This window comes from Corynebacterium kalidii (assembly GCF_022869005.1).
GTDB classification, from domain to species: Bacteria; Actinomycetota; Actinomycetes; order Mycobacteriales; family Mycobacteriaceae; genus Corynebacterium; species Corynebacterium kalidii.
On sequence record NZ_JALIEA010000017.1, the window covers coordinates 502,236 to 525,422 of the forward strand.

The 23,187-nt window shown below is 70.1% G+C and carries 22 protein-coding genes; 19 read left to right on the forward strand and 3 right to left on the reverse strand.

Annotated elements, in window-relative coordinates:
* Both ypfJ and MUN33_RS13035 read right to left on the reverse strand, forming a co-directional pair.
* Entirely contained in the window at nucleotides 1-960 is a 960-nt protein-coding gene (gene ypfJ, locus MUN33_RS13030) for a KPN_02809 family neutral zinc metallopeptidase (protein ID WP_244805337.1), read from the reverse strand.
* Nucleotides 961-986: 26 nt separating this feature from the next.
* Complete coding sequence (locus tag MUN33_RS13035) at nucleotides 987-2,843, reverse strand: calcineurin-like phosphoesterase C-terminal domain-containing protein (protein WP_244805338.1); 1,857 nt, start codon at nucleotides 2,841-2,843, stop codon at nucleotides 987-989.
* Between the two features lie 318 nt (nucleotides 2,844-3,161).
* Between MUN33_RS13035 and MUN33_RS14135 the strand changes: the two genes are divergently transcribed.
* Nucleotides 3,162-3,293, forward strand: a complete 132-nt coding sequence (locus tag MUN33_RS14135) for a hypothetical protein (RefSeq protein WP_255806793.1) — start codon at nucleotides 3,162-3,164, stop codon at nucleotides 3,291-3,293.
* A gap of 66 nt (nucleotides 3,294-3,359) precedes the next feature.
* Here the strand turns inward: MUN33_RS14135 and MUN33_RS13040 are convergent, their stop codons facing one another.
* Nucleotides 3,360-3,701 carry a hypothetical protein gene (locus MUN33_RS13040; RefSeq protein WP_244805339.1) on the reverse strand — a complete coding sequence of 114 codons (342 nt, stop codon included), beginning with the start codon at nucleotides 3,699-3,701 and terminating at the stop codon, nucleotides 3,360-3,362.
* A gap of 192 nt (nucleotides 3,702-3,893) precedes the next feature.
* On the opposite strand from MUN33_RS13040, the gene aspS reads away from it, so the two are divergent.
* From aspS to MUN33_RS13130, 18 genes are all read left to right on the forward strand, one after another.
* Nucleotides 3,894-5,678, forward strand: coding sequence for an aspartate--tRNA ligase (aspS, locus tag MUN33_RS13045; RefSeq protein ID WP_244805340.1), 1,785 nt, complete (start codon nucleotides 3,894-3,896; stop codon nucleotides 5,676-5,678).
* 42 nt (nucleotides 5,679-5,720) lie between these two features.
* Complete coding sequence (locus MUN33_RS13050) at nucleotides 5,721-6,911, forward strand: phosphotransferase (protein ID WP_244805341.1); 1,191 nt, start codon at nucleotides 5,721-5,723, stop codon at nucleotides 6,909-6,911.
* Nucleotides 6,912-6,927: 16 nt separating this feature from the next.
* Nucleotides 6,928-8,298: a replication-associated recombination protein A gene (locus MUN33_RS13055; protein ID WP_244805342.1), complete on the forward strand. Its 1,371-nt coding sequence runs from the start codon at nucleotides 6,928-6,930 to the stop codon at nucleotides 8,296-8,298.
* Nucleotides 8,299-8,356: 58 nt separating this feature from the next.
* Nucleotides 8,357-11,044, forward strand: a complete 2,688-nt coding sequence (gene alaS / locus MUN33_RS13060) for an alanine--tRNA ligase (protein WP_244805343.1) — start codon at nucleotides 8,357-8,359, stop codon at nucleotides 11,042-11,044.
* Complete coding sequence (ruvX, locus tag MUN33_RS13065) at nucleotides 11,044-11,538, forward strand: Holliday junction resolvase RuvX (protein ID WP_244805344.1); 495 nt, start codon at nucleotides 11,044-11,046, stop codon at nucleotides 11,536-11,538. The genes alaS and ruvX overlap by 1 nt, the downstream gene beginning before the upstream one ends.
* A gap of 91 nt (nucleotides 11,539-11,629) precedes the next feature.
* The gene (gene mltG, locus MUN33_RS13070) at nucleotides 11,630-12,814 is read left to right on the forward strand and encodes an endolytic transglycosylase MltG (protein ID WP_244805345.1); all 1,185 of its coding nucleotides are present in this window, start codon (nucleotides 11,630-11,632) and stop codon (nucleotides 12,812-12,814) included.
* A 103-nt stretch (nucleotides 12,815-12,917) separates the two neighbouring features.
* Entirely contained in the window at nucleotides 12,918-13,913 is a 996-nt protein-coding gene (locus MUN33_RS13075; RefSeq protein ID WP_244805346.1) for a shikimate dehydrogenase, read from the forward strand.
* A 6-nt stretch (nucleotides 13,914-13,919) separates the two neighbouring features.
* The gene (locus MUN33_RS13080; RefSeq protein WP_244805347.1) at nucleotides 13,920-14,381 is read left to right on the forward strand and encodes a prepilin peptidase; all 462 of its coding nucleotides are present in this window, start codon (nucleotides 13,920-13,922) and stop codon (nucleotides 14,379-14,381) included.
* A 33-nt stretch (nucleotides 14,382-14,414) separates the two neighbouring features.
* The gene (gene aroC, locus MUN33_RS13085) at nucleotides 14,415-15,641 is read left to right on the forward strand and encodes a chorismate synthase (protein ID WP_244805348.1); all 1,227 of its coding nucleotides are present in this window, start codon (nucleotides 14,415-14,417) and stop codon (nucleotides 15,639-15,641) included.
* The gene (locus tag MUN33_RS13090) at nucleotides 15,642-16,211 is read left to right on the forward strand and encodes a shikimate kinase (RefSeq protein ID WP_244805349.1); all 570 of its coding nucleotides are present in this window, start codon (nucleotides 15,642-15,644) and stop codon (nucleotides 16,209-16,211) included.
* Nucleotides 16,208-17,308, forward strand: coding sequence for a 3-dehydroquinate synthase (gene aroB / locus MUN33_RS13095; RefSeq protein WP_244805350.1), 1,101 nt, complete (start codon nucleotides 16,208-16,210; stop codon nucleotides 17,306-17,308). The genes MUN33_RS13090 and aroB overlap by 4 nt, the downstream gene beginning before the upstream one ends.
* Nucleotides 17,309-17,331: 23 nt before the next feature.
* Complete coding sequence (aroQ, locus tag MUN33_RS13100) at nucleotides 17,332-17,778, forward strand: type II 3-dehydroquinate dehydratase (protein ID WP_244805351.1); 447 nt, start codon at nucleotides 17,332-17,334, stop codon at nucleotides 17,776-17,778.
* A 10-nt stretch (nucleotides 17,779-17,788) separates the two neighbouring features.
* Nucleotides 17,789-18,853, forward strand: coding sequence for a M24 family metallopeptidase (locus MUN33_RS13105; protein ID WP_244805352.1), 1,065 nt, complete (start codon nucleotides 17,789-17,791; stop codon nucleotides 18,851-18,853).
* A 59-nt stretch (nucleotides 18,854-18,912) separates the two neighbouring features.
* A complete protein-coding gene (efp, locus tag MUN33_RS13110) occupies nucleotides 18,913-19,476 on the forward strand; it encodes an elongation factor P (RefSeq protein WP_244805353.1) in 564 nt (187 codons plus the stop codon).
* Nucleotides 19,477-19,482: 6 nt separating this feature from the next.
* Complete coding sequence (gene nusB / locus MUN33_RS13115; protein WP_244805354.1) at nucleotides 19,483-20,094, forward strand: transcription antitermination factor NusB; 612 nt, start codon at nucleotides 19,483-19,485, stop codon at nucleotides 20,092-20,094.
* A 102-nt stretch (nucleotides 20,095-20,196) separates the two neighbouring features.
* Entirely contained in the window at nucleotides 20,197-20,793 is a 597-nt protein-coding gene (gene pyrR / locus MUN33_RS13120; RefSeq protein ID WP_244805355.1) for a bifunctional pyr operon transcriptional regulator/uracil phosphoribosyltransferase PyrR, read from the forward strand.
* A complete protein-coding gene (locus MUN33_RS13125; protein ID WP_244805356.1) occupies nucleotides 20,790-21,797 on the forward strand; it encodes an aspartate carbamoyltransferase catalytic subunit in 1,008 nt (335 codons plus the stop codon). The genes pyrR and MUN33_RS13125 overlap by 4 nt, the downstream gene beginning before the upstream one ends.
* Nucleotides 21,794-23,185, forward strand: a complete 1,392-nt coding sequence (locus tag MUN33_RS13130; protein WP_244805357.1) for a dihydroorotase — start codon at nucleotides 21,794-21,796, stop codon at nucleotides 23,183-23,185. The genes MUN33_RS13125 and MUN33_RS13130 overlap by 4 nt, the downstream gene beginning before the upstream one ends.
* The last annotated feature ends 2 nt before the right edge of the window (nucleotides 23,186-23,187 follow it).

Consider the following 23,187-nt stretch of genomic DNA (forward strand, 5'->3'; position numbering starts at 1 on the left):
TCAGCGGAAGTCCTGCCGGCAGGACTCCATCGTCCCGGCGCCGTAGCCGGTGCTGAACCAGTGCTGGCGCTGCTCGGACGAGCCGTGGGTCCAGGCGTCCGGGTTGACCTGGCCGCCGCCGGCGCGTTGGATCGCGTCGTCGCCGATGGCCTGGGTCGAGGTGATCGCCTGCTGCACCTGCTCGGGGGTCACCGGGTCAAGGACTGCGTCCTGACCCTTGTCCGCGTGGGCGGCCCACACCCCGGCGTAGCAGTCCGCCTGCAGTTCCATTTTCACCGCGTTGGAGTCCGGGCCAGGGTCGTTGTAGTCGGAGCGTCCGAGGTTGCCCTCCAAGTGCTGGATGTGGTGGCCGAACTCGTGGGCCACGACGTACATCTGGGCGAACGGGCCGGCTGAGCCGCCCATGTCCGCCAGCTGGGCGAAGAAGTCGTCGCCGATGTACACCGTGGTGTCGCCGGGGCAGTAGAACGGTCCGGTCTGGGCGGTCGAGGCGGTACCGCACCCGGTGTTGACCCGGCCGTCGCCGATGACCAACCCGGGTTCGGTGTAGCGGATGCCGGCCTGGTCGGGCAGCAGCGACGACCAGACACCGTCGAGGGAGATCGCGGTGCCTTCGATCCGGCAGTCGTCGTAGGTGTTGGCGGCCTCCACGCTGGTGCAGTGCTCCAGGGTGCCGCCTGGTCGCGGGCCGTTGGCCTGTGCCCGGTCCGGCGGGGTGTCGCCGTCGAACATGCCGGTCCCGCCGTTGGCGAAGAACAGCACGGCGGCGACCACGAGGATCCCGGGGATGCCGAACCGGCGCCCGACGGTGCTCATCAGCAGCATGCCAAGGATCCCGCCGCCCCGGTTGCCGCCGCTTCCGCGACCGCCCCCACCGAAGCCGAATCCTCCGCCGCCGCCGGAACTCCCGCCGGACCGGGCCCGTCCACCCATCCCGGACAGGTTGTTGTTGAAGGTCATGGGTGGAAGTCTAGCCGCTGGCCCCGCTAGCCGGTCACCGTGAACTCCACGGTCTCGGTGAACTCCCGGCCGTGGCGGTCGGTCCCGGTGACCTCGGCGGTGTGCGGGCCGACCTCCAGGTCCGACGGCAGGGCCAGGCGCCAGACGTGCGGGCTTGCCTGGGCGACGTTCCCGGTGGACCGGAGGTTGTGGGTGGCGGAGACGGTCTCGGTGTACTCCCACCCTTTGTTCAGCGCTTCGCCCTGGGCGGGTTGGGTCAGCTTGGCCTCGAGCTCTTCGCCGTCGTCGATGCGTACGGAGACGGTCGCGTCGGTGGACCCGTTGAAGAAACTGGTGGTCAGGTAGCTGTCACCGCCGGCCAGGTCCGCGACGGGGACGTCCAGCGGGTCGATCGCGGCGGGCGCCTCGCCTGCCTTGTCGGCGTCCTGCCCCCGTCGGGCGTCGGCGGCCCAGGTCCGCCAGGTCGGCGAGTTGATCCCGGTGAGGAACTGGTGGGTGGGTTCCTCGTTGCGGACCGTGTAGTACTCGCGCAGGTCGGTCCCGGTGAACTGCAGCGTGAGCACGCCGGGCTCCGCGGCGTCCTGGGTGTAGGCGTGCGGCAGGCCGTTCGCGTTGAGTTCCCCGGAGTACCAGTCGCCGGAGACGGCCCCGGCGACGAACTGGTCGTGGGGAAGCTGCTGGACCGGGCTCTGGTCGTGGTCGGCCCATTCGGCACGGCGTTCACCGGCCAGGAGCGACTCCCTGGTGTGGGTGTGGCCGCCGACGGTCACCGCGTCCGGACGGTCGGCGAGGATCTCGTAGAGTTCGGCGGCGTTGTCGGTGACGACCTCGGTGTAGTTGACGATGGGCGCGTGGGCGGCGACGACGACCCGGGTGTCGTCGTCGACGGTGGCGAGGTCGTTGCGCAGCCAGGTGAGCTGTTCTGCGGAGATCTTCTCGTCGTAGCCGCCGTTACCGGTGCCGTCGTCGCCGTGGTACACGATGTTGTCCAGGGCGACGACGTGGACGTCGCCGACGTCGTAGGAGTAGTAGGGGGCGCCGAAGTCGCGGCGGTAGGTGTCGGTGGAGTTGGTGTCGTCGGCGGCGTCGTAGTCGATGTCGTGGTTGCCCGGCAACGCCCGGACCGGCCCGTTGGCGTCGGCGTAGAGCTGTTTCATGTCCTGGTTCAGACTGAGGTCGTCGCCGACGTTGTCGCCGAGCAGGAGGACACCGCAGCCGGCGTAGTCGTCGCGTGCGGCCAGGTCGGCGGGCACGCCGCGTGCGGCGTAGCCGAGTTCCGTCCTGTCGTAGGTCTGGGTGTCTGCGGCGATGGCGCAGGACTGGTCGGGTCGACCGGTGGTCTCGGAGGCGACGAGGGGGAAGTTCACGGCGGTGGGGACGGGGCCGGTCGGTTCGAGGCCGCCGTACGTCAGGTCGGGGGATCCCTCGGGGTAGTGCTCGTAGCTGAACTGGGCGAAGTTCGACGCGTCGACGGGGACCTGCCATCCTGCGGGCTGGGTGACGAAGACCGACATGTTGTCTCTGGCGGGGAGGCTGTAGCGGCCGTCGGCGTCGGTGGTGACCACGTCGACTCCGTTGGAGACCCGGACCCCGGCGACCCCGGGTTCGGTGGTGCCGAGGCTGGAGTCGCGGTCGGTGTCGTCGAAGACCTGCCCGGTGATCACCTCCTGGTCCTCGGCGGCGCCGTCGACGACCTCGACGCTTCCTTCGTAGCGTTCGGGCGCCGCGGCACCGGAGCTCCCGGGGATCTCCGGGACCCCCGAACTCCCCGAACTTCCGGGGACCGCGGTCGCCGGCGCCGCAGTCAGGACGGTGATCAGGGACAACGAGGAGAGGACGGAGAGGGCCGAGAGGATCGGGGTGGGACGTGGGCGTCGTGGCATGGTGGATGCTCCCTGGGGACGGTTCGTGAGGGGTGTCGTCGTGCACCCGGGAGCCTAGGAGGCCGGGGTATGGCCGCGGTGGAGTCGCGGTGTCGTCGGGGTGTAGACCCGGTGAGCTCTTCGTGAACCGGTGCCGGGGACTGCCGGGGCCCGCCGTAGCCTGCGGAATCGATGTGACTGGAGTGACTAGAGGGGTTGAAGTGACAGCAGGTAACTGCGCTGACCGTTCCGAGCGTCTATACTTCACATCAGAACTGCCGTGTCTGACGGCAGCGCTGACTGTCAGCGACCACAACGATCCGCAGGAGAACCCGAATCATGGATATCGTCGCACTCACCCAGCAGGCCCTCGACGCAGGGGACTGGGCCGCGTACAACAACTGGGGCATCGCCCAGCAGATCTACGACGCCACCCTCGGCCGCATCGACTGGTCCGGCGTCGGCGCCTGACGCACCGCCCCGGCGCTAGTCACGCGCCAACACGGGCGCCAGCCGGACCGGCGGCGCCCGTCGGCCTCAGATGACGCCGGCCGACTTCAGGTCGCTGCCCAGCCGTGCCAGCAGCAGGCCGATGATCGACAGCATGCTGATGCCCAGCAGTGCCATCCCGCTGATCCACGAACTCTCCGTGCCGGTCGCCAGGCCGAAGACCAGGGACACGACGGCCAGGACCGTGGAGACGTACAGGACGACCTGGCTGCTCAACCAGAACAGCCGGTAGGGGTCCCGCGAGTCCAGCGGCGTGACCACCGTGTCCTCGACGGTCACGTCGTCGGGGATGCCGTCGGAGTCGGGGTGGCGCGGCGTTTCCCGGGGACGTCCCCTGTCGTCGGGTGTCGGGGAACCGTTCAGTGCCATGATGACCGTCCTTTCGTCTCGGTGGTGTCCCGGCGTCATCCCGGGGCGAGGTTCGACCTCACCCTCCAGAGTGCCACCGTTGTTCCGCGGATGGCGGCGGGGTAGTACACTGGGCCGCTGATATCGAGCATCCGGCGACCCCTTACTGTGTCGCCCGGTCTTTCTCCGAACTACCCGAAAGGACAACGCGACGTGCTGCGGACCCATCTTTGTGGTGACCTTCGCTCAGACCACATCGGCGAGGAGGTAACCCTCACCGGATGGGTCTCCCGACGACGGGACCACGGGGGAGTGATCTTCATCGACCTCCGTGACCGCTCCGGCCTGGCCCAGGTGGTCTTCCGTGAGAACGAGGTCGCCGAGCGCGCCCACGCACTGCGCAGCGAGTACTGCCTGCGGGTCACCGGCGTCGTCGAGGCACGTCCGGAGGGCTCGGAGAACCCGAACCTCGCGTCCGGCGACGTCGAGCTCAACGTCACGGGCCTGGAGATCCTCAACGAGTCCGCGGCACTGCCGTTCCAGATCGACGACTCCGCCAGCGGTGGCGAGGTCGGCGAGGAGACCCGCCTGAAGTACCGCTACCTCGACCTGCGCCGCGACAACCAGGCACGCGCCCTGCGCCTGCGGTCCAAGGTCAACGCCGCGGCCCGCGGCGTCCTGCTCGACCAGGACTTCACCGAGATCGAGACGCCGACCCTCACCCGCTCCACCCCCGAGGGTGCACGTGACTTCCTGGTCCCGGCACGCCTGCGCCCGGGCAACTTCTACGCCCTGCCGCAGTCGCCCCAGCTGTTCAAGCAGCTGCTCATGGTCTCGGGCATGGAACGCTACTTCCAGATCGCGCGGTGCTACCGCGACGAGGACTTCCGTGCCGACCGTCAGCCGGAGTTCACCCAGCTCGACGTCGAGATGAGCTTCGTCGACCAGGAGGACGTGATCGCCCTCGCCGAGCAGATCCTGGCCGCGGTGTGGAAGCAGATCGGCTACGAGATCACCGCCCCGATCCCGCGCATCACCTACGCCGACGCCATGCGCCGTTACGGCTCGGACAAGCCGGACCTGCGGTTCGACATCGAGATCACCGAGTGCACCGAGTTCTTCGCCGACACCACCTTCCGCGTGTTCAGGTCGGACTACGTCGGTGCCGTGGTCATGGACGGCGGCGCCTCGCAGCCCCGCCGGACCCTCGACGCCTGGCAGGACTGGGCCAAGCAGCGCGGCGCCAAGGGCCTGGCCTACATCCTCGTCGGCGAGGACGGCACCCTCTCCGGCCCGGTGGCCAAGAACATCACCGAGGCCGAGCGCGAGGGCATCGCTGCCCATGTCGGCGCGAAGCCGGGCGACTGCATCTTCTTCGCCGCCGGCGACGTCAAGTCGTCCCGCGCGCTGCTGGGTGCGGCCCGCGGTGAGATCGCCGAGCGCCTCGGCCTGATCAAGGACGGGGACTGGGCGTTCACCTGGGTCGTCGACGCGCCGCTGTTCGAGCCCGCCGCGGACGCCACCGCCTCCGGTGACGTCGCCCTCGGCAATTCCGCCTGGACCGCCGTCCACCACGCGTTCACCTCCCCGAAGCCGGAGTGGATCGACACCTTCGACGAGAACCCCGGCGAGGCCACCGCCTACGCCTACGACATCGTCTGCAACGGCAACGAGATCGGCGGCGGGTCGATCCGTATCCACCGCCGGGACATCCAGGAGCGGGTCTTCGCCGTCATGGGCATCTCCGAGGAGGAGGCCCGCGAGAAGTTCGGCTTCCTGCTCGACGCCTTCGCCTTCGGCGCCCCGCCGCACGGCGGCATCGCCTTCGGCTGGGACCGGATCGTCTCGCTCCTCGGCGGTTACGACTCGATCCGTGACGTCATCGCCTTCCCGAAGTCCGGTGGCGGCATCGACCCGCTGACCGACGCTCCCGGCGAGATCACCGCGCAGCAGCGCAAGGAATCCGGGATCGACGCCAAACCCAAGAAGAACGCCTGAGTCCCGCCACTCATGGAGGGACGTCCGAGGGAGGACAACGCCGTGCTGAGCATCGAGGACGCACTGGACCGAGCCACACACCTGCTGGGTAACCGCTTCGGCGGCACCCAGGAGCTGACGCACCCCGAGAACCTCGGGGGGAGCGGCGAGTCGCTCGTGGTCCGGGTGAAGGTGTCGCCGAACCCGTTCCTCCAGGAGCGCACGGTGGTGATCAAGCAGCTGCCACCGGTGACCACCGGGGAGGCCGACACCGAGGCCATCTCCGCGATGATCCGCGAGGTCGTGGCGTACCAGTACACCAACACCCTCGCCGAGGAGCACCGCCCCGGACCGCAGCTGCTGGCCCACGACATCGAGGGCCGCATCATGGTGCTGTCCGACTCGGGTGACGGCCGGAACTACTCCGACATCCTCACCATGGACGGCGAGATGGAGCGCGCCGCCGCGCTGCGCAAGCTGGGCCGGGCGCTGGGACGGATGCACGTCGCCACCGCCGACGGCCAGGCGGCGTTCGACATCCTCAACCGGCGCCTGCACTCCCGGCACAACATCCCCGCCGCCCGGGTCAACGACCGTGACGTCGACGTCGCCGCCCTGGTCGAACAGGGTCTCGACCTGCTGCGTCGCAGCGGGGTCACCGTCGACCCCACCGTCGAGGAGTTCGCGCACGAGGCCGGGCACCGCCAGTCCCGCTCCCGCGTGCAGGCGTTCACCCCGTTCGACCTGACCCCCGACAACATCATGCTGGCCGACTCCGTGGTCTTCCTGGACTACGAGTGGGCGGGGTTCCGCGACATCGTCTCGGACGTTGCCTGTGTGATCGCCGGGTTCCCGCACGACATCACCACCCCGTTGCTGGACACCGAGGAGCTCCGCGAGTTCATCGAGTCCTGGTCCACGGAGGTCTCGGTGGTCTGGCCGGCGGTCCGTGAGGAGGGGCGCCTGGAGAAGGCGCTCATGGCCTCCCTGGTCGGGTGGGCGTTGATGAGCCTGTCGCTGCTCTACCACGGCACGCTCGCGGTGATCGAAACGTCCGGCTCCGCCGCCGAAGGTGTGCGTCGACTCGACCGCATGCCCCGCGAGCACCTGTCGGACCTCGCGACGACGGTGGAGGCGGTCCGCCGGTTCGCCGAGCGCAATGAGCTGGACGAGCGGTTCACCGCCGTCCGCGACTTCGCCGCGGGCCTGCTAACCACCCTGGCCAAGCTCGGTGCCCAGCCGCAGGTCCGCTGACCCCCAGGGACAGGCCATGAACGGCGACGACAGCCTCTTCGACGTCCCCGGGGCCGGTGACGACACCCCGGGTGCCCCGACCCGTTCGTCGGACTCCTACTTCCACCCGGGTGCCCACGCCCCGCTGGCGGTGCGGATGCGGCCCCGGTCGCTGGACGAGGTCGTCGGCCAGGCGCACGTCCTCGGCGACAGTTCGCCGTTGCGGCGGCTCATCGACGGCCGCGGGGACTCCTCGGTGATCCTCTACGGGCCGCCCGGCACCGGCAAGACCACGGTCGCCTCGCTGGTGGCCGGTGCGTCGGGCCGCCGGTTCGAGGCGCTCTCGGCGCTCAACGCGGGGGTCAAGGAGGTCCGCGCGGTCATCGACAACGCGCGTCGTCTCCTCGCCCGCGGCGAGTCGACCGTCCTATTCATCGACGAGGTCCACCGCTTCTCCAAGACCCAGCAGGACGCACTGCTGGGCGCGGTGGAGAACCGCACCGTCCTGCTGGTGGCCGCCACGACCGAGAACCCGAGTTTCTCCGTGGTCTCACCGCTGTTGTCCCGGTCGCTCCTGGTGCAGCTGCGGCCGCTGCAGGACGCGGACGTCGCCACCTTGCTGACCCGTGCCGTCGAGGACCCGCGCGGCTACGGGGGCGCGGTCACCCTCGACGACGAGGCCCGTGACCTGCTTGCCGCCCTCGCCGCCGGCGACGCCCGGCGGGGGCTGACCTACCTTGAGGCCGCCGTCGAGGGGCTCGGGGACCGGACCGTGCTGACCACCGCCGACGTCCGTGCCTCCACGGACCGGGCGGTCGCCCGCTACGACCGGGACGGCGACCAGCACTACGACATCACCAGCGCCTTCGTGAAGTCGCTGCGGGGGTCGGACCCGGACGCCGCACTGCACTACCTGGCACGCATGATCGACGCGGGGGAGGACCCCCGTTTCATCGCCCGCCGGCTGGTCGTGCACGCCTCGGAGGACGTCGGCATGGCCGACCCGACCGCCCTGCAGGCGGCGGTGGCGGCGCACCAGGCGGTGAGTTTCATCGGCATGCCGGAGGGCCGGATCCCGCTGGCCCAGGCCACGGTGCACATCGCTACGGCGGCGAAGTCGAACTCCGTGATCCGCGGCATCGACGCCGCCCTGGCCGACGTGCGGGAGGGCAAGGGCCCGGTGGTGCCCCCGCACCTGCGGGACGGGCACTACTCCGGGGCCGAGGCGCTCGGCAACGCCGTCGGCTACCGGTACCCGCACGAGGATCCGCGGGGCGTCCTGCGGCAGGACTACCTGCCCGAGGACCTCGCCGACGCCCGGTACTACCTGCCCACGGACCACGGCCGTGAGCACACCCTCAAGCCCCGGCTGGAGACCCTTCGCGGGATCGTGCGGGGCAACGGGTAGACTGTTTCCGGTTAAGACACCGTGTCGACGATCCAGCTATCAAGAAGGTTCCGTAACTGTGCAGACTCATGAGATCCGCGAGCGATTCCTCAATCATTTCGTGAAGGCAGGTCACACCGAGGTGCCCAGCGCCTCGCTGATCCTGGACGACCCGAACCTCCTGTTCGTCAACGCCGGTATGGTCCCCTTCAAGCCGTACTTCCTCGGCGAGCAGACCCCGACGTCGTCGCGGGCGACCTCGATCCAGAAGTGCGTACGCACCCTCGACATCGAGGAGGTGGGCATCACCACCCGCCACAACACCTTCTTCCAGATGGCCGGCAACTTCTCCTTCGGCGACTACTTCAAGCGCGAGGTCATCCGGTTCGCCTGGGACCTGCTGACCAACCCCGTCGCCGAAGGCGGTTTCGGGATGGACCCCGAGCGGCTGTGGCCCACGGTGTACCGTTCCGACGACGAGGCCGCCGCGATCTGGCACGAGGAGATCGGGGTGCCGCTGGAGCGGATCCAGCGCCGTGGCGGCGAGGACAACTACTGGGACATGGGTATCCCCGGTCCCGGTGGCCCCTGCTCCGAGATCTTCTACGACCGCGGTCCCGAGTACGGCGCGGACGGTGGCCCCGCCGCCGACGAGAACCGGTTCATCGAGATCTGGAACCTGGTGTTCATGCAGGACATCCGCGGTGAGAAGAGCCCCAAGGACGGGTTCCCGCCGATCGGGGAGCTGCCGCAGAAGAACATCGACACCGGTATGGGCATCGAGCGGGTGGCCTGCATCCTGCAGGGCGTGGAAAACGTCTACGAGACCGACCTGCTCGCCCCGGTGATCGCGGTCGCCGAGCAGCTCACCGGGTCGGTGTACGGGCGGGTCGAGAACTCCGTGGAGGACGTGCGTTTCCGCGTGATCGCCGACCACAGCCGCACCGCGCTGATGCTGATCCTGGACGGGGTGACCCCGGGCAACGAGGGTCGTGGCTACATCCTGCGGCGTCTGCTGCGTCGTATCATCCGGTCCGCCCGCCTGCTGGGTGCCACGGGGCAGACCATGGAGAGGTTCATGGACACCGTGCGCGGCACCATGACCCCGTCGTACCCCGAGATCGCCGACAACTGGGAGCGTATCCGGGCGGTGGCCGTGGGCGAGGAGACGACCTTCCTCAAGACCCTGGAGTCCGGCACCCGCCTGTTCGAGGACGCAGCCGCCAAGGTCAAGGCCGCCGGCGGTACCGAGCTCGGTGGCGACGCCGCCTTCGTCCTCCACGACACCCACGGCTTCCCGATCGACCTGACCGTCGAGATGGCCTCCGAGGCCGGACTGACCGTGGACAAGGCCGGTTTCGACGCCCGGATGTCCGAGCAGCGTGAGCGCGCCAAGGCCGACAACCGCGCCAAGAAGCAGGTGCACGCCGACGTCTCGGTCTACCGCTCCTTCGTGGACAACCACCCCACGGTGTTCCTGGGCTACGAGACCACCGACGCCGAGGCCCGCATCCTCGGCCTGGTCGCCGACGGGGCCCTCGTCGACCGCGCCGCCGAGGGCAGCGAGGTGGAGGTCATCCTGGACCGCACCCCGTTCTACGCCGAGGCCGGCGGCCAGATGGCCGACCGCGGTACCGTCACCGGCCCCGGCGGCGTCGGCCAGGTCCTGGACGTGCAGAAGACCGGCCGCAAGGTCTCCCTGCACCGGGTCCGCGTCACCGGTGGTGAACTCGCCGTGGGCGACACCGTCGCCGCGCACGTCGACCACGCCTGGCGGCACGCCGCCCGCCAGGCCCACTCCGGCACCCACCTGATCCACGCCGCGCTGCGCCAGGTCCTCGGGCCGACCGCCGTCCAGGCCGGGTCGATGAACAAGCCGGGGTACCTGCGCTTCGACTTCAACTACGGGACCCAGCTCACCGCCGACCAGCTGCGCCGCATCCAGGAGATCTCCAACGAGGCCGTGGACACCGACTACGCGGTGAACACGATCGAGACCAGCCTCGACGAGGCGAAGGCCATGGGGGCGATGGCGCTGTTCGGTGAGAACTACGGTTCCCGGGTGCGTGTCGTCGAGATCGGTGGCCCGTTCTCCATGGAGCTGTGCGGCGGTATCCACGTGGACCACTCGTCCCAGGTGGGGCCGGTCACCATCCTCGGTGAGTCCTCGGTGGGTTCGGGCACCCGCCGGATCGAGGCGTACACCGGCATGGACTCGATGCGGTTCCTGGCGGACCAGAACGCCGTCGCGGGCTCGCTGGCCTCGCGTCTGAAGGTGTCGGCCGAGGAGCTGCCTGAGCGTTTCGCCCAGATCAGTGAGCGTCTGCAGGCCGCCGAGAAGCGGATCACCCAGTTCCGCACCGCGGAGCTGACCGCCAAGGTCGGCGACTACGTGGCCCAGGCGGTCACCGTGGACGGCGTCCGGGTCGTCACCGCGCGTGTCACCGACGGGGTGTCCGGCGGCGACCTGCGCACGCTGGCCAACGACGCCAAGGCCCGCTTCGGGACCGGGGAGGCCGTCGTGGTCTTCGCCTCGGCCGACCCGGAGTCCGGGAAGGTCCCGTTCATCGCCGCGGTCACCGATGCCGCGGTCGCGCGCGGCCTCGCCGCCGGTGACATCGTCAAGGCGATCGCCCCGCTGGTGGGTGGCCGTGGCGGCGGGAAGCCGGCGATGGCGCAGGGGTCCGGCACCGACGTGTCGGGCGTCGACGCGGCCGTCGCCGCGGTGCGTCCCCACGTGGAGTCGGTCCTGTCCGGGGACAAGTGATGACGACCCCGGACCGTCCCGGTGACGACGACCCCGGCCGGGGCCGTCGTCTGGGACTGGACGTGGGTACGGTGCGCATCGGTGTGGCGCTGTCGGACCCGGACGGTATCCTCGCGACTCCGTTGGAGACCGTCGCCGCCGAGAAGGGCAGTGGTCGACGTCCCGGCTCCGAGTTCCCCCGGATCATCGAGCTCGTCGAGGAGAACTTCGTGGTGGAGGTCGTCGTCGGGCTGCCGGTGACGTTGCGTTCCCGCACGACCGAGAGCACGGTCCGGGCGGAGAACTACGCGGCGGCGCTGCGCGACGCACTCGGTACCGTCCCGGTACGCCTCGTCGACGAACGCATGTCCACCGTCGCCGCGACCGGCGCGATGCGGGCCTCGGGAGTCAGTGAGCGCAAGGGCCGGTCCCGTATCGACCAGGCTGCCGCGGTGCACATCCTGCAGGGGTGGCTCGATGCCCGGAGCGCCCGTAATCGGGTGTCTGATCAATGACTTCCGGCCATCTCGTGCAAGAATGACGCGCAACAGTGTTTTCTTGCCGTAGTGACACCTTGTACACACAGTAGAGACGTGGGAGTGAACCTTGCCTCGAAAGATCAGGACCGAACCCAGGTACCGCCGTCGTAGACAGTGGTCCATAGCGATCAGCCTCGCACTGGTCCTCCTGCTCGTCTTTGTCGTGGTCTACGTCTACTACCAGCGCGAGGTCGTGGGGACCCGGGACTACGACGGTGCCGGCAACGGCAACGTGGTGCTCGTCCGGGTGGACGAGGGCGACACGGTGTCCGGCCTGGTCCCGCAGCTGCTCGAGGACGACGTGGTCGGGTCCCGCTCGGCGATGATCACCGCTGCCGACGAGGCCGAGCAGCGCGGTGAGACCCGCGGGCTGGAGGCCGGGTACTACGCCCTCCAGCAGAAGATGTCGGCGGACGCCGCGATGCAGGCGCTCACCGACGACGAGCGCCGTCTCGGTGTCATCGACATCCCGACCGGTGTGACGCTCGAGGACGTCGCCGTGGTCGGCGGGGAGACCCGGTCCGGTATCTTCACCGCGATCGCCGAGAACTCCTGCCGCGAGGGGCTGACCGACGGCCTGGAGGACTGCGTCAGCGTCGACGACCTGCGGGAGACGATCGCCACCACCCCGGCCGCCGAACTCGGTGTCCCGGAGTGGGCCGTCGACAGCGTCGAGGCGCGTGGGGACGACCCCCGGCGGATCGAGGGCCTGATCGCCCCCGGTGTGCACCTGTTCGACCCGACCGCCGGCCCGAAGGAGATCCTGACGTCGCTGGTGCAGGATTCCGCGGAGATCTACGAGGGCACCGGGCTGCTCGAGACCGCGCAGACGGTGGGGCTGAGCCCGTACCAGATGATCACCGCCGCGTCGCTGATCGAGCGCGAGGCCCCCGAGGGCGACTTCGACAAGGTGGCCCGGGTGATCCTGAACCGTTTGGCCGAGGACCAGAAGCTGGAGTTCGACTCCACGGTGAACTACGACGTCGCCGCCCAGGAGGTCGCGACGACCGACGACGACCGTGCCCGCACCACGCCGTGGAACACCTACGCCAAGAAGGGGCTGCCCGACACCCCGATCGCCTCACCCGGGATCACCGCGCTGCAGGCCGTCGAGCACCCGGCGGAGGGCGACTGGCTGTACTTCGTGACGGTGGACATGGACGGGCGCACGGTGTTCAACCGTTCGTTCGCCGACCACGAGGCGGCCATCGAGGAGTCGCGGCGCAACGGTGTGCTCGACAGCGCCCGGTAAGATTGTAGGGCTCTAGAGCTGTAGAGCTGTAGAGCTCCAGTGCCGCAGCGCGGCACGTGAACGTGTATCGACGACAGACGGACAACGTGAGGTGGATGGGACCATGGTGAACGGGACCGGGAATGACGCGCCCGAGGTCTACAGCGTGGAGGAGTTCCTCTCGCTGGCGGCCGAACTGCAGGACGCCGCGGCGGCGGGGGAGACGCCCGCACAGCTGTGCGCCGTGCTGGGGCGCCCGGTGCGGCATTCGTTGTCGCCGGTGATCCACCTGGGCAGCGCCGCGATGCTGGGCAATGAGTCCCTGGTGTACGTGCGGGTCGAGGCCGGTGAGCCCTCGGAGGTGCGTCGGCTGCTGCAGCAGTCGCCGGCCTGTGTCCGGGGTTTCTCGGTCACGATGCCCGGCAAGTCCGCCGCCCACGACCTCGCCGACCATGTCACCGACCGTGCCGCGCTGATCGGCAGCGCGAACACGCTGGTGCCGGTGCGTGACGACGCCGGGGAGCCGACCGGTAGCTGGGTGGCCGACAACACCGACGTCGACGGTCTCTCCGCCTGTCTGCGGGCCGTCCTCGACGAGGACCCGGGCTCGGGACGGGGTGTGGTCGTCGGCAACGGCGGGACGGCGCGTCCGGCGGTCGCGGCGCTGGCGGCCGCGGGCTTCAGCTCGGTCACCGTCCTGGCCCGGTCGGAGCGGGCCCTGAACCTGCAGAACCTGGTGGAGTCCTACGGCATGGAGTTCGACTGGCTCCGGTTGGACGACGCCCGCCTCGGCGAGGTCTGCGCCGCCGCCGAGGTCGTGGTCTCGACCATCCCGGCCGCCGGTGCCGGTGCCGTGGGCGAGCAGCTGGCCATGGCCGCGGCGGTGGTGGACGTCATCTACGACCCGTACCCCACACCGTTGATGCTCGCCGCCCGTGGGGCCGGGCGTCCGGTGTCGGACGGGTTGCTGATGCTCGCCGGGCAGGGTGTGGAGCAGTTCCGCCAGTTCACCGGCGAGACGCCGTCGACGGAGGGCATGTACCGCCTGCTGCGGGCGCACCGGCGGACCGCGGAGGCGAACGCGGCGGACCCGGGGGACACGGCGGAGTCGGGGGACTAGACGCCCGTGGGGGGAGTCGGGGGGTTGGTTCTCGGGGGTGCGGTCGTCCTGGCGTGGGCGGGGGCGCTGACCGTCCATGACGTGCGTGACCGCCGGCTGCCGGACCGGCTGACGCTGCCGGGGTGTGCGGTGGTGTGGACGGTGCTGGTCGCCCTGGGGCACGGGTGGGCGGTCTTGGGAGGGATCGCCTGGTTCCTGCTGTGCACCGTGCCGGGCCGTCTTCCCGGGAGTCTGTCGGCACGGCTGCGCGCCGGAGGCGGCGACGCGAAGCTGGGGCTGAGTCTCGGGGCCGTCGCGGTGGCGGTAGGGGGTGTGGCCGGACTGCTGTGGACGGTGGCGCTGGCCTCGGTGGTCACCCTGCTCTTCGGCCTGTTCCCGGGGGTCCGGGGCGGGTCGTTGCCGCACGGTCCGGGCATGCTCGTCGCCACGGCGGTGGTGACCGGGGTCATAAATGGCGGGTGGTGGTGACCTCCGTCGGGCGATCATGAGATAATACGGGGCATGCTTCGATGGACGACTGCCGGGGAATCGCACGGCCAGGCCCTTGTTTCCGTTGTCGAGGACATTCCCGCCGGGGTGCCAGTCACCCGCGCCGAAGTGTCCCGCCAACTCGCCCGACGGCGCCTCGGCTATGGCCGCGGTGCCCGGATGAAGTTCGAGGCCGACGAGGTGACGTTCCTCGGTGGTGTACGCCACGGCACGACCATCGGGTCCCCGGTTGCGGTGATGATCGGCAACACCGAGTGGCCGAAGTGGACCACCATCATGTCGGCGGACCCGCTGGACATGTCCGACGAGGACGTGGTCAAGGAGATGAACTCCGGTCGCGGTGCACGCCTGACCCGCCCGCGTCCCGGCCACGCGGACTTCTCCGGCATGGTCAAGTACGGCCACGACGAGGCACGTCCGGTCCTGGAGCGTTCCAGCGCCCGCGAGACCGCCGCCCGCGTGGCTGCCGGGACCTTCGCCCGGGCCCTGCTGCGTGAGGTCACCGGCGCGGAGGTCGTCAGCCACGTGCTGTCCATCGGACCGTCCGAGACCTACACCGGCCCGGCCCCCACCCCCGGGGACCTCGACGCGGTCGACGGCTCACCGGTGCGTGCGTTCACCACCCACGGCGATTCCCACGAGAAGTCGATGATCGCCGAGATCGAGGCGGCCCGGAAGTCCGGCGACACCCTCGGCGGCGTCGTCGAGGTCGTGGTGTCCGGCCTCCCGGTCGGACTCGGCTCCCACGTCAGCTGGGACGGCCGCCTGGACGGGCAGCTGGCCCAGGCGGTGATGAGTATCCAGGCGATCAAGGGTGTGGAGATCGGTGACGGCTTCGACGAGGCCCGTCGGCGCGGGTCGGAGGCTCACGACGAGATCGACCGGCTCGACAGCACCGCCGGGGTGAGCCGTCGGACGAACCGTGCCGGTGGTCTCGAGGGCGGCATGACCAACGGCGAGCAGCTGCGCGTGCGGGCCGCGATGAAGCCGATCTCGACGGTGCCGCGGGCACTGGCGACCGTCGACATGGACGACGGACGCCCGGCGACCGGCATCCACCAGCGCTCCGACGTGTGCGCGGTCCCCGCGGCCGGCGTCGTTGCCGAGTCGATGGTCGCCCTGGTGCTGGCCCGGGCTGTCCTGGAGAAGTTCGGTGGTGACAGCGTCGCGGAGACCCGCCGCAACTACCTGGCCTACCTCGATGACGTAGACAGCCGACTGACCTGGGACGAGGCGTAGATGACCGAGCAGAAGCTGCCACGCGTCGTCCTGGTCGGCCCTCCCGGGGCAGGCAAGAGCACGGTCGGGCAGGCCCTGGGTGAGGTCCTGCGGTGCGGGGTCGTGGACTCGGACACCCTGCTGGAACGCGACAACGCCATGTCCTGCGGCGAGTTGTTCACGTTACTGGGAGAGCCGGAGTTCCGGCGCCGGGAGGAGACCTACGTCGCCCGCGCCCTGGACTCCGACGGGGTCGTCTCCCTCGGCGGCGGGGCGGTGCTGTCGGCGGCGACCCGCCGGCTGCTCGCCGACCACACCGTGGTGTACCTGCGCGTCTCCGCCGAGGAAGGCACCCGTCGGACCGCCCACCTGGCGACCCGGCCGGTGCTGGCCGCCGCCGACGGGGGCGACCCCCGGGAGCGCTACCAGGAGATCCTCGCCCAGCGCGAGACGCTCTACCGGGGCGTCGCCACCCATGTCGTCGACGCCGACGGCAGGACCCCGCGTCACACCGTGGCGGAGGTCCTGGCCTTGATCGGGGTACACGACGACCAGCACGATCCCGACAGCGGGGAAGGGGCACACCTGTGAACGCACACCAGACCCGGACGGTCCATGTCGCCACGGACAGTCCCTACGACGTGGTCATCGGCCGCGACCTGACCACGGCGGTGGCGGACAGTGTCCCCGGCGCCCGCCGTGCCGTGGTCCTGCACCAGCCGCCGCTGGCCGGTCTCGCGGCCCGCGTCGCCGACGGCCTGCGGGCCGCCGGTGTGGAACCGTTCCTGTACGAGACCCCGGACGCCGAGGCCGCCAAGACCGTCGCGGGCGCAGCCGAATGCTGGGACGTCTGCGCCGGGGCGGGGCTCTCCCGCCAGGACGTCGTCGTCGGCGTCGGCGGGGGAGCGACCACCGACCTGGCCGGCTTCATCGCGGCGACCTGGATGCGCGGCGTCCGCGTCGTCCAGTACCCCACGACGCTGCTGGCCATGGTCGATGCCGCGGTTGGCGGGAAGACCGGTATCAACACCGCCGCGGGCAAGAACCTCGTCGGCGCCTTCCACGAGCCGTCGGCGGTGCTCGTCGACCTCGACGTCCTCGAGACGCTCCCGCACGCCGAGATCGTCGCCGGCAGCGCCGAGATCATCAAGGCGGGGTTCATCCGCGACCCGCGCATCCTCGACCTGTACGAGGCGGACGCAGCCGCCGCCTGCGACCCCCACGGCACGCTGCCCGACCTCATCGAGGCCGCGATCACCGTCAAGGCCGACGTGGTCGGCCAGGACCTGCGGGAGTCGTCGCTGCGGGAGATCCTCAACTACGGCCACACCTACGGTCACGCCGTCGAACAGCACGAGAACTACCGGTGGCGGCACGGTCACGCCGTGGCCGTGGGCATGGTCTTCGAGGCCGAGCTCGCCCACGCCGCCGGCCTGCTCAGCGGGGAGGCGGTCAACCAGCACCGCCGCATCCTGGAAAGCGTGGGCCTGCCCACCAGCTACGGCAACGCCTCCCTGGAGGAACTGACCGAGGTCATGGCCCGGGACAAGAAGAACCGGGACGGCAGCCTGCGGATCGTGGTCGTCGGTGACGCCACCGGCTCCTACGTCCCCCGGACGCTGGTGGACCCGTCGCAGGACGACCTCACCGCCGCCTACCTCAACACCACCACCGACAACCACCAGTAGACCTGTAGAACAGGAACACCGTCATGCGCATCGTCATCCTCAACGGGCCCAACCTCAACCGCCTGGGCCGCCGCCAGCCGGAGATCTACGGGTCGACCACCCTCGCCGACATCGAGGACGGCCTCCGCGCCGACGCCGCCCGGCTGGGCGTGGAGATCGACTTCCTGCAGTCCAACCACGAGGGCGCGTTGATCGACCGCGTCCACCGGGCCGCCGACGACGGCGACGCGGTGATCATCAACCCGGGCGGGTTGACCCACACCTCGGTCGCCCTGCGCGACGCCCTGGCCGAGGTGGCCGACGGGGCGGGCTTCGTGGAGGTCCATCTGTCGAACATCCACGCACGCGAGCCGTTCCGGCACCACAGCTACCTCTCGCCGATCGCCCGCGGGGTCATCGCCGGGCTCGGCTCCGCGGGCTACACCATGGCCCTGGAGCACCTTGTACGGCAGGCGGACGCCGGGGCGTAACCTGGTCGGCATGACAGATTTTCTCCGCCGCCGCCAGGCCGTCGCCGACACCGTCGCCACCGCGGGCCACAGCTTCCTGTTGGTCACGGACCTGAAGAACGTCCGCTACCTCACCGGGTTCAGCGGATCCAACGCCGCCCTGCTCCTCGACACCTCCGGGGACGTCACCGTCGCCACCGACGGCCGGTACGACACCCAGGTCCGTCAGCAGACCGCCGGGACCCCGGGGGTCGACATCCGCATCACCCGGGACCTGCTCGGTGAACTGCGTGACGTCGCCGGGTCCGGGACCTTCGCCATCGAACCGGGACTGTCCGTCGCCGACGCCCGTGAACTGGGCGACCCGCCGATCCTCACCGGGGCCGTCGAGGCGGCCCGTCTGGTCAAGGACGACGCCGAACTCGACGCCCTGCGTGAGGCCGGACGCCTGGCGGATACCGTATTCACCGAGTTCATCGCCGCCGGCGGGATCCGCGAGGGCATCACCGAGATCGAGGCCGCCGCGGACCTGGAGCACCGCCTGCGTGCCGCCGGGGCGGACGGCCTGAGCTTCGACACGATCCTGGCCTCGGGTGTCAACGGCGCCAAGCCGCACGCCGGGGTCTCCCGGGACGTCATCGTGCCGGGCCTGGTCACCGTCGACTTCGGGGTGTGGCTGGACGGCTACGCCTCCGACCAGACCCGCACGGTCTGCGTCGGGGAGCCGGACGAACTGTCCCGCGAACTGTACGACCTGGTCCACCGGTCGTTCAGCGCCGGTGTCGAGGCGGTTCGCCCCGGGGCGGGCCTGTTCGACGTGGACAAGGTGTGCCGGGACATCATCGCCGACGCTGGCTACGGCGAGTACTTCGTGCACTCCACCGGCCACGGCGTGGGCCTCGACGTGCACGAGGCGCCGTACGCCGCGTCCCGGACCCCGCGGGACAAGACCCTGGCGGAGTCGATGACGTTGACGATCGAACCGGGTGTGTACCTGCCGGGACGCACCGGTCTGCGCATCGAGAACACCTACATCGTCACCGCGCAGGGTGCGGAGTCGGTGAACCCCTCGTCCACCGCGTTACAGGTGGTCTAACGGTGGGCTGCTAAACTGTTCGGCTGACCACCCAACCGAGATATCCAGGGAGCAAACACGTGGCGACAACCGCGGATTTCAAGAACGGTCTTGTGCTGAAGATCGACAACAAGCTGCAGCAGATCATCGAGTTCCAGCATGTCAAGCCGGGCAAGGGCCCCGCCTTCGTCCGGACCAAGCTCAAGGACGTCGTCTCCGGCAAGACCATCGACAAGACGTTCAACGCCGGTGTCAAGGTCGAGACCGCCACCGTGGACCGTCGGGACATGACCTACCTGTACAACGACGGCGAGAACTTCGTCGTCATGGACGACAAGGACTTCGAGCAGTTCGAGGTCGCCGCCGACAAGTTCGGTGACGCCGGCCGCTTCCTGCTGGAGAACATGCGTGTGCAGCTGTCCTTCCACGACGGCGAGATCCTGTTCGCTGAGCTGCCGGTCTCCGTGGACCTGGCGATCCAGCACACCGACCCGGGCCTGCAGGGCGACCGCTCCACCGGCGGCAGCAAGCCGGCCACCCTGGAGACCGGTGCCGAGATCCAGGTCCCGCTGTTCCTGGAGACCGGCAACGTCGTGAAGGTCGACACCCGTACCGGCGAGTACCTCTCCCGCGTCAACAGCTAGAACCCCATGGCAGACAAAGAATCCGGCGAGTCTTATCGCCGCCACGGGGCCCGGTTCAAGGCCCGTCAGCGTGCCGTCGACATCCTCTTCGAGGCGGAGTTCCGCGACATCGACCCGGTTGAGATCGTGCAGGACCGTGTCGAGCTGGCGCGCGACGAGTCCAACCAGGTCAAGCCGGTGCCGGAGTACACGTCCCGGATCGTCCCCGGGGTCGCGTCGGCGCTCGACGAGCTCGACACGGCCATCGCCGCGCACCTGAGCAGCACCTGGCGGCTGGACCGGCTGCCGGCGGTCGACCGCGCCGTGCTGCGGGTGTCGGCCTGGGAGCTGATGTACAACGACGAGGTCCCCGACCGGGTGGCGCTCAAGGAGGGCATCGGGCTCGCCGCGGAGTACTCCCACGACAAGGCACCCGGCTACATCAACGCCGTCCTGGACGGTATCGCCCGGGACAAGCGTCTCGCCGACGACGAGCGCAGGGCCGCCGAGGCGCGTGCGGCGCAGGATGCCGAGCGGGCCGAGGCCGAGTCCCTCATCGCCGGAATCGTCCCGGAGGACACCGACCGGCCGGAGGACCCGGACGACCGGGGCCCTGCGGGGGAGACCGGCGGGAAGTGACGTCGGTTCCGTGCTAAACTTCAGCACGGAACAAGGAGTCGGTGAGAGCCGGCGCCGACCACCTTTAACGATCCGTCCAGTGAGGCGGGGAAGGAGGTCACGATGAGCACACAGCATTCCGACGGAACCACCGTCGCCCTCATGGGCGCGGACGACGTCGGACGTACTGTCGCACGCATCGCGCACCAGATCATCGAGAAGACAGCGCTGGACAGCCCCGGGTCGGACCGGGTCGTGCTCCTGGGGATCCCGTCGGGGGGCGTGCCGTTGGCGGCGCGACTGGCGGCCAGGATCGAGGAGTTCAGCGGTGTCTCGGTCTTCCACGGTTCCGTGGACGCCACCCTCTACCGTGACGACCTGACGACCACCCCGCACCGGGCGCTGAAGCCCACCAGCGTCCCGCGCGACGGCATCGACGGCGCCACCGTCGTCCTCGTCGACGACGTGCTCTACTCCGGGCGCACCATCCGCGCCGCCTTGGACGCCCTGCAGGACGTGGGCCGTGCCCGCATCGTCCAGCTCGCCGTCCTCGTCGACCGCGGTCACCGCGAACTGCCGATCCGGGCAGACTACGTCGGCAAGAACATCCCCACCTCCACCAGTGAAGACGTCCGTGTCTCCCTCGCCGAGATCGACGGTGCCGACCGCGTGGAGCTCCTGCGCCCGGCAGACACGGCGCCCGAAGGAGACCACGCATGAAGCACCTGCTGAGTATCGCCGACCTCGACGCCGCCGGGATCACGCTGCTGATGGACGAGGCGGACCGTTTCGCCGACTCCCTGCGCGACCGCGAGGTCAAGAAGCTGCCGACCCTGCGCGGCCGCACCGTGTTCACCCTGTTCTACGAGAACTCCACCCGTACCCGGTCCAGCTTCGAGACCGCGGGCAAGTGGATGAGCGCCGACGTGATCAACATCTCGGCCTCCTCGTCGTCGGTGAAGAAGGGGGAGTCCCTCAAGGACACCGCCTTGACTCTGCGGGCTATCGGGGCCGACGCGATCATCATGCGGCACCCGTCGTCCGGTGCGGCCCGTCAGGTCGCGAACTGGGTGGGGCAGGGAAGCGACGGCATCAGCGTGCTCAACGCCGGTGACGGCTCCCACGAGCACCCCACCCAGGCCCTGCTCGACGCGGTGACCCTGCGCAACAGGCTCGGCACCCTCGACGGCGCCCACGTGGTGATCGTCGGTGACATCCTGCACTCGCGTGTCGCCCGGTCGAATGCCCTGCTGCTCACCGCGCTCGGGGTCGACGTCACCTTCGTCGCCCCGCGGACGCTGCTGGCCCCCGGTATCGAGCACTGGGTCAACCCGCACCCCGGCTCCACCGGCACCGTGCGGATCAGCCACGACATGGACGAGGCCATCGCCACCGCGGACGCGGTGATGATGCTGCGTGTCCAGGCCGAGCGCATGGACGGCGGGTTCTTCCCGTCCCACCGCGAGTACGCCACCCGCTACGGGCTGTCCGCGGCGCGGCTGGAGTCGCTGAAGGACGACGCCATCGTCCTGCACCCCGGCCCGATGCTGCGCGGCATGGAGATCAACGACGCCGTCGCCGACGCACCCCAGACCGTGGTCCTCGACCAGGTCACCGCCGGTGTGCACGTGCGGATGGCAGCCCTGTTCACCCTGCTGGTGGGCACCGACGGCGGCGACGGCGACACCGTCGGCGCAGGCGCGACGGCGGGGGAGAACCGATGACGACCACACCCATCACGGAGGAGAAGAACGTGAACGACTACCCGGCCACCGGTGCGCTGCACCCGGCCGCCGACGGCGAGGTGCTGCTGCGCGGCGTCCGGCCCTACGGCGAAGGAGAGCCGCAGGACGTGCTGGTCCGCGACGGTGTGATCGTCGTGATCGCCGCCGCCGGCACGGTGGACGCCCCGGCCGCGGAGGTCCTGGAGCTGGACGGACAGGTCCTGCTGCCGGGGCTGGTCGACATGCACGTGCACATGCGCGAACCCGGCCGTGAGGACACCGAGACCATCGCCACCGGGTCGGCCGCCGCCGCCCGGGGCGGTTTCACCGCCGTGTTCACCATGGCCAACACCGACCCGGTGACCGACACCCCCGCCATCGCGGAGATGGTCTGGCTCAAGGGCCAGCAGACGAACCTGTGCGACGTGCACCCGGTGGGCTCCATCAGCCGGGGCCTGCAGGGCCGTGAACTCACCGAGTTCGGCATGATGGCCGACTCGGACGCGAAGGTGCGCATGTTCTCCGACGACGGCAAGTGCGTCGACGACCCGCGGCTGATGCGCCGGGCCGTGGAGTACGCCGGCGGCCTGGACGTGCTGCTCGCCCAGCACTGCGAGGAGCCCCGCCTCACCGAGGGCGCCGTCGCCCACGAGGGCGAGACCGCCGCCCGCCTCGGCCTGCGCGGCTGGCCGCGGGTGGCCGAGGAGTCCATCGTGATCCGCGACGCCCTGCTCGCCCGCGACTACGGCGGCCGGCTGCACATCTGCCACGCCTCCACCGAGGGCACCGTGGAACTGCTGGGCTGGGCCCGCGAGCACGACATCCCGCTGTCCGCCGAGGTCACCCCGCACCACCTCATCCTCACCGACGAGAAGCTGGAGACCTACGACGGGCACTTCCGGGTGAACCCGCCGCTGCGCGAGACCCGCGACACCCTGGCCCTGCGCCGGGCCCTGATCGACGGGACCGTCGACTGCGTGGCGACCGACCACGCCCCCCACGGCTCCGAGGAGAAGTGCTGCGAGTTCGACAAGGCGCGCCCCGGGATGCTCGGCCTGGAGACCTCGCTGGCGGTCATCGCCCAGCTCTTCGTCACCGACCCGCCGGAAGGGCAGGAGCGCCAGGACTGGCGGTTCGTGGCCCGGGTGATGTCGGAGCGGCCGGCCGAGATCCTGCGGCTGCCGGGCCACGGCCGTCCCGTGGCCGTGGGCGAACCCGCGAACCTGTGCGTGGTCGACCCGGGGCTCCGGTGGACCGCCCGGGGCGGGGAGATGGCGTCGAAATCCTCCAACACCCCCTACGAGGGCATGGACCTGCCCGTGAAGGTGACCACCACGCTGCTGCGCGGCAAGGTGACCTGCCGGGACGGCCAGGTGAGCGACAAATGACC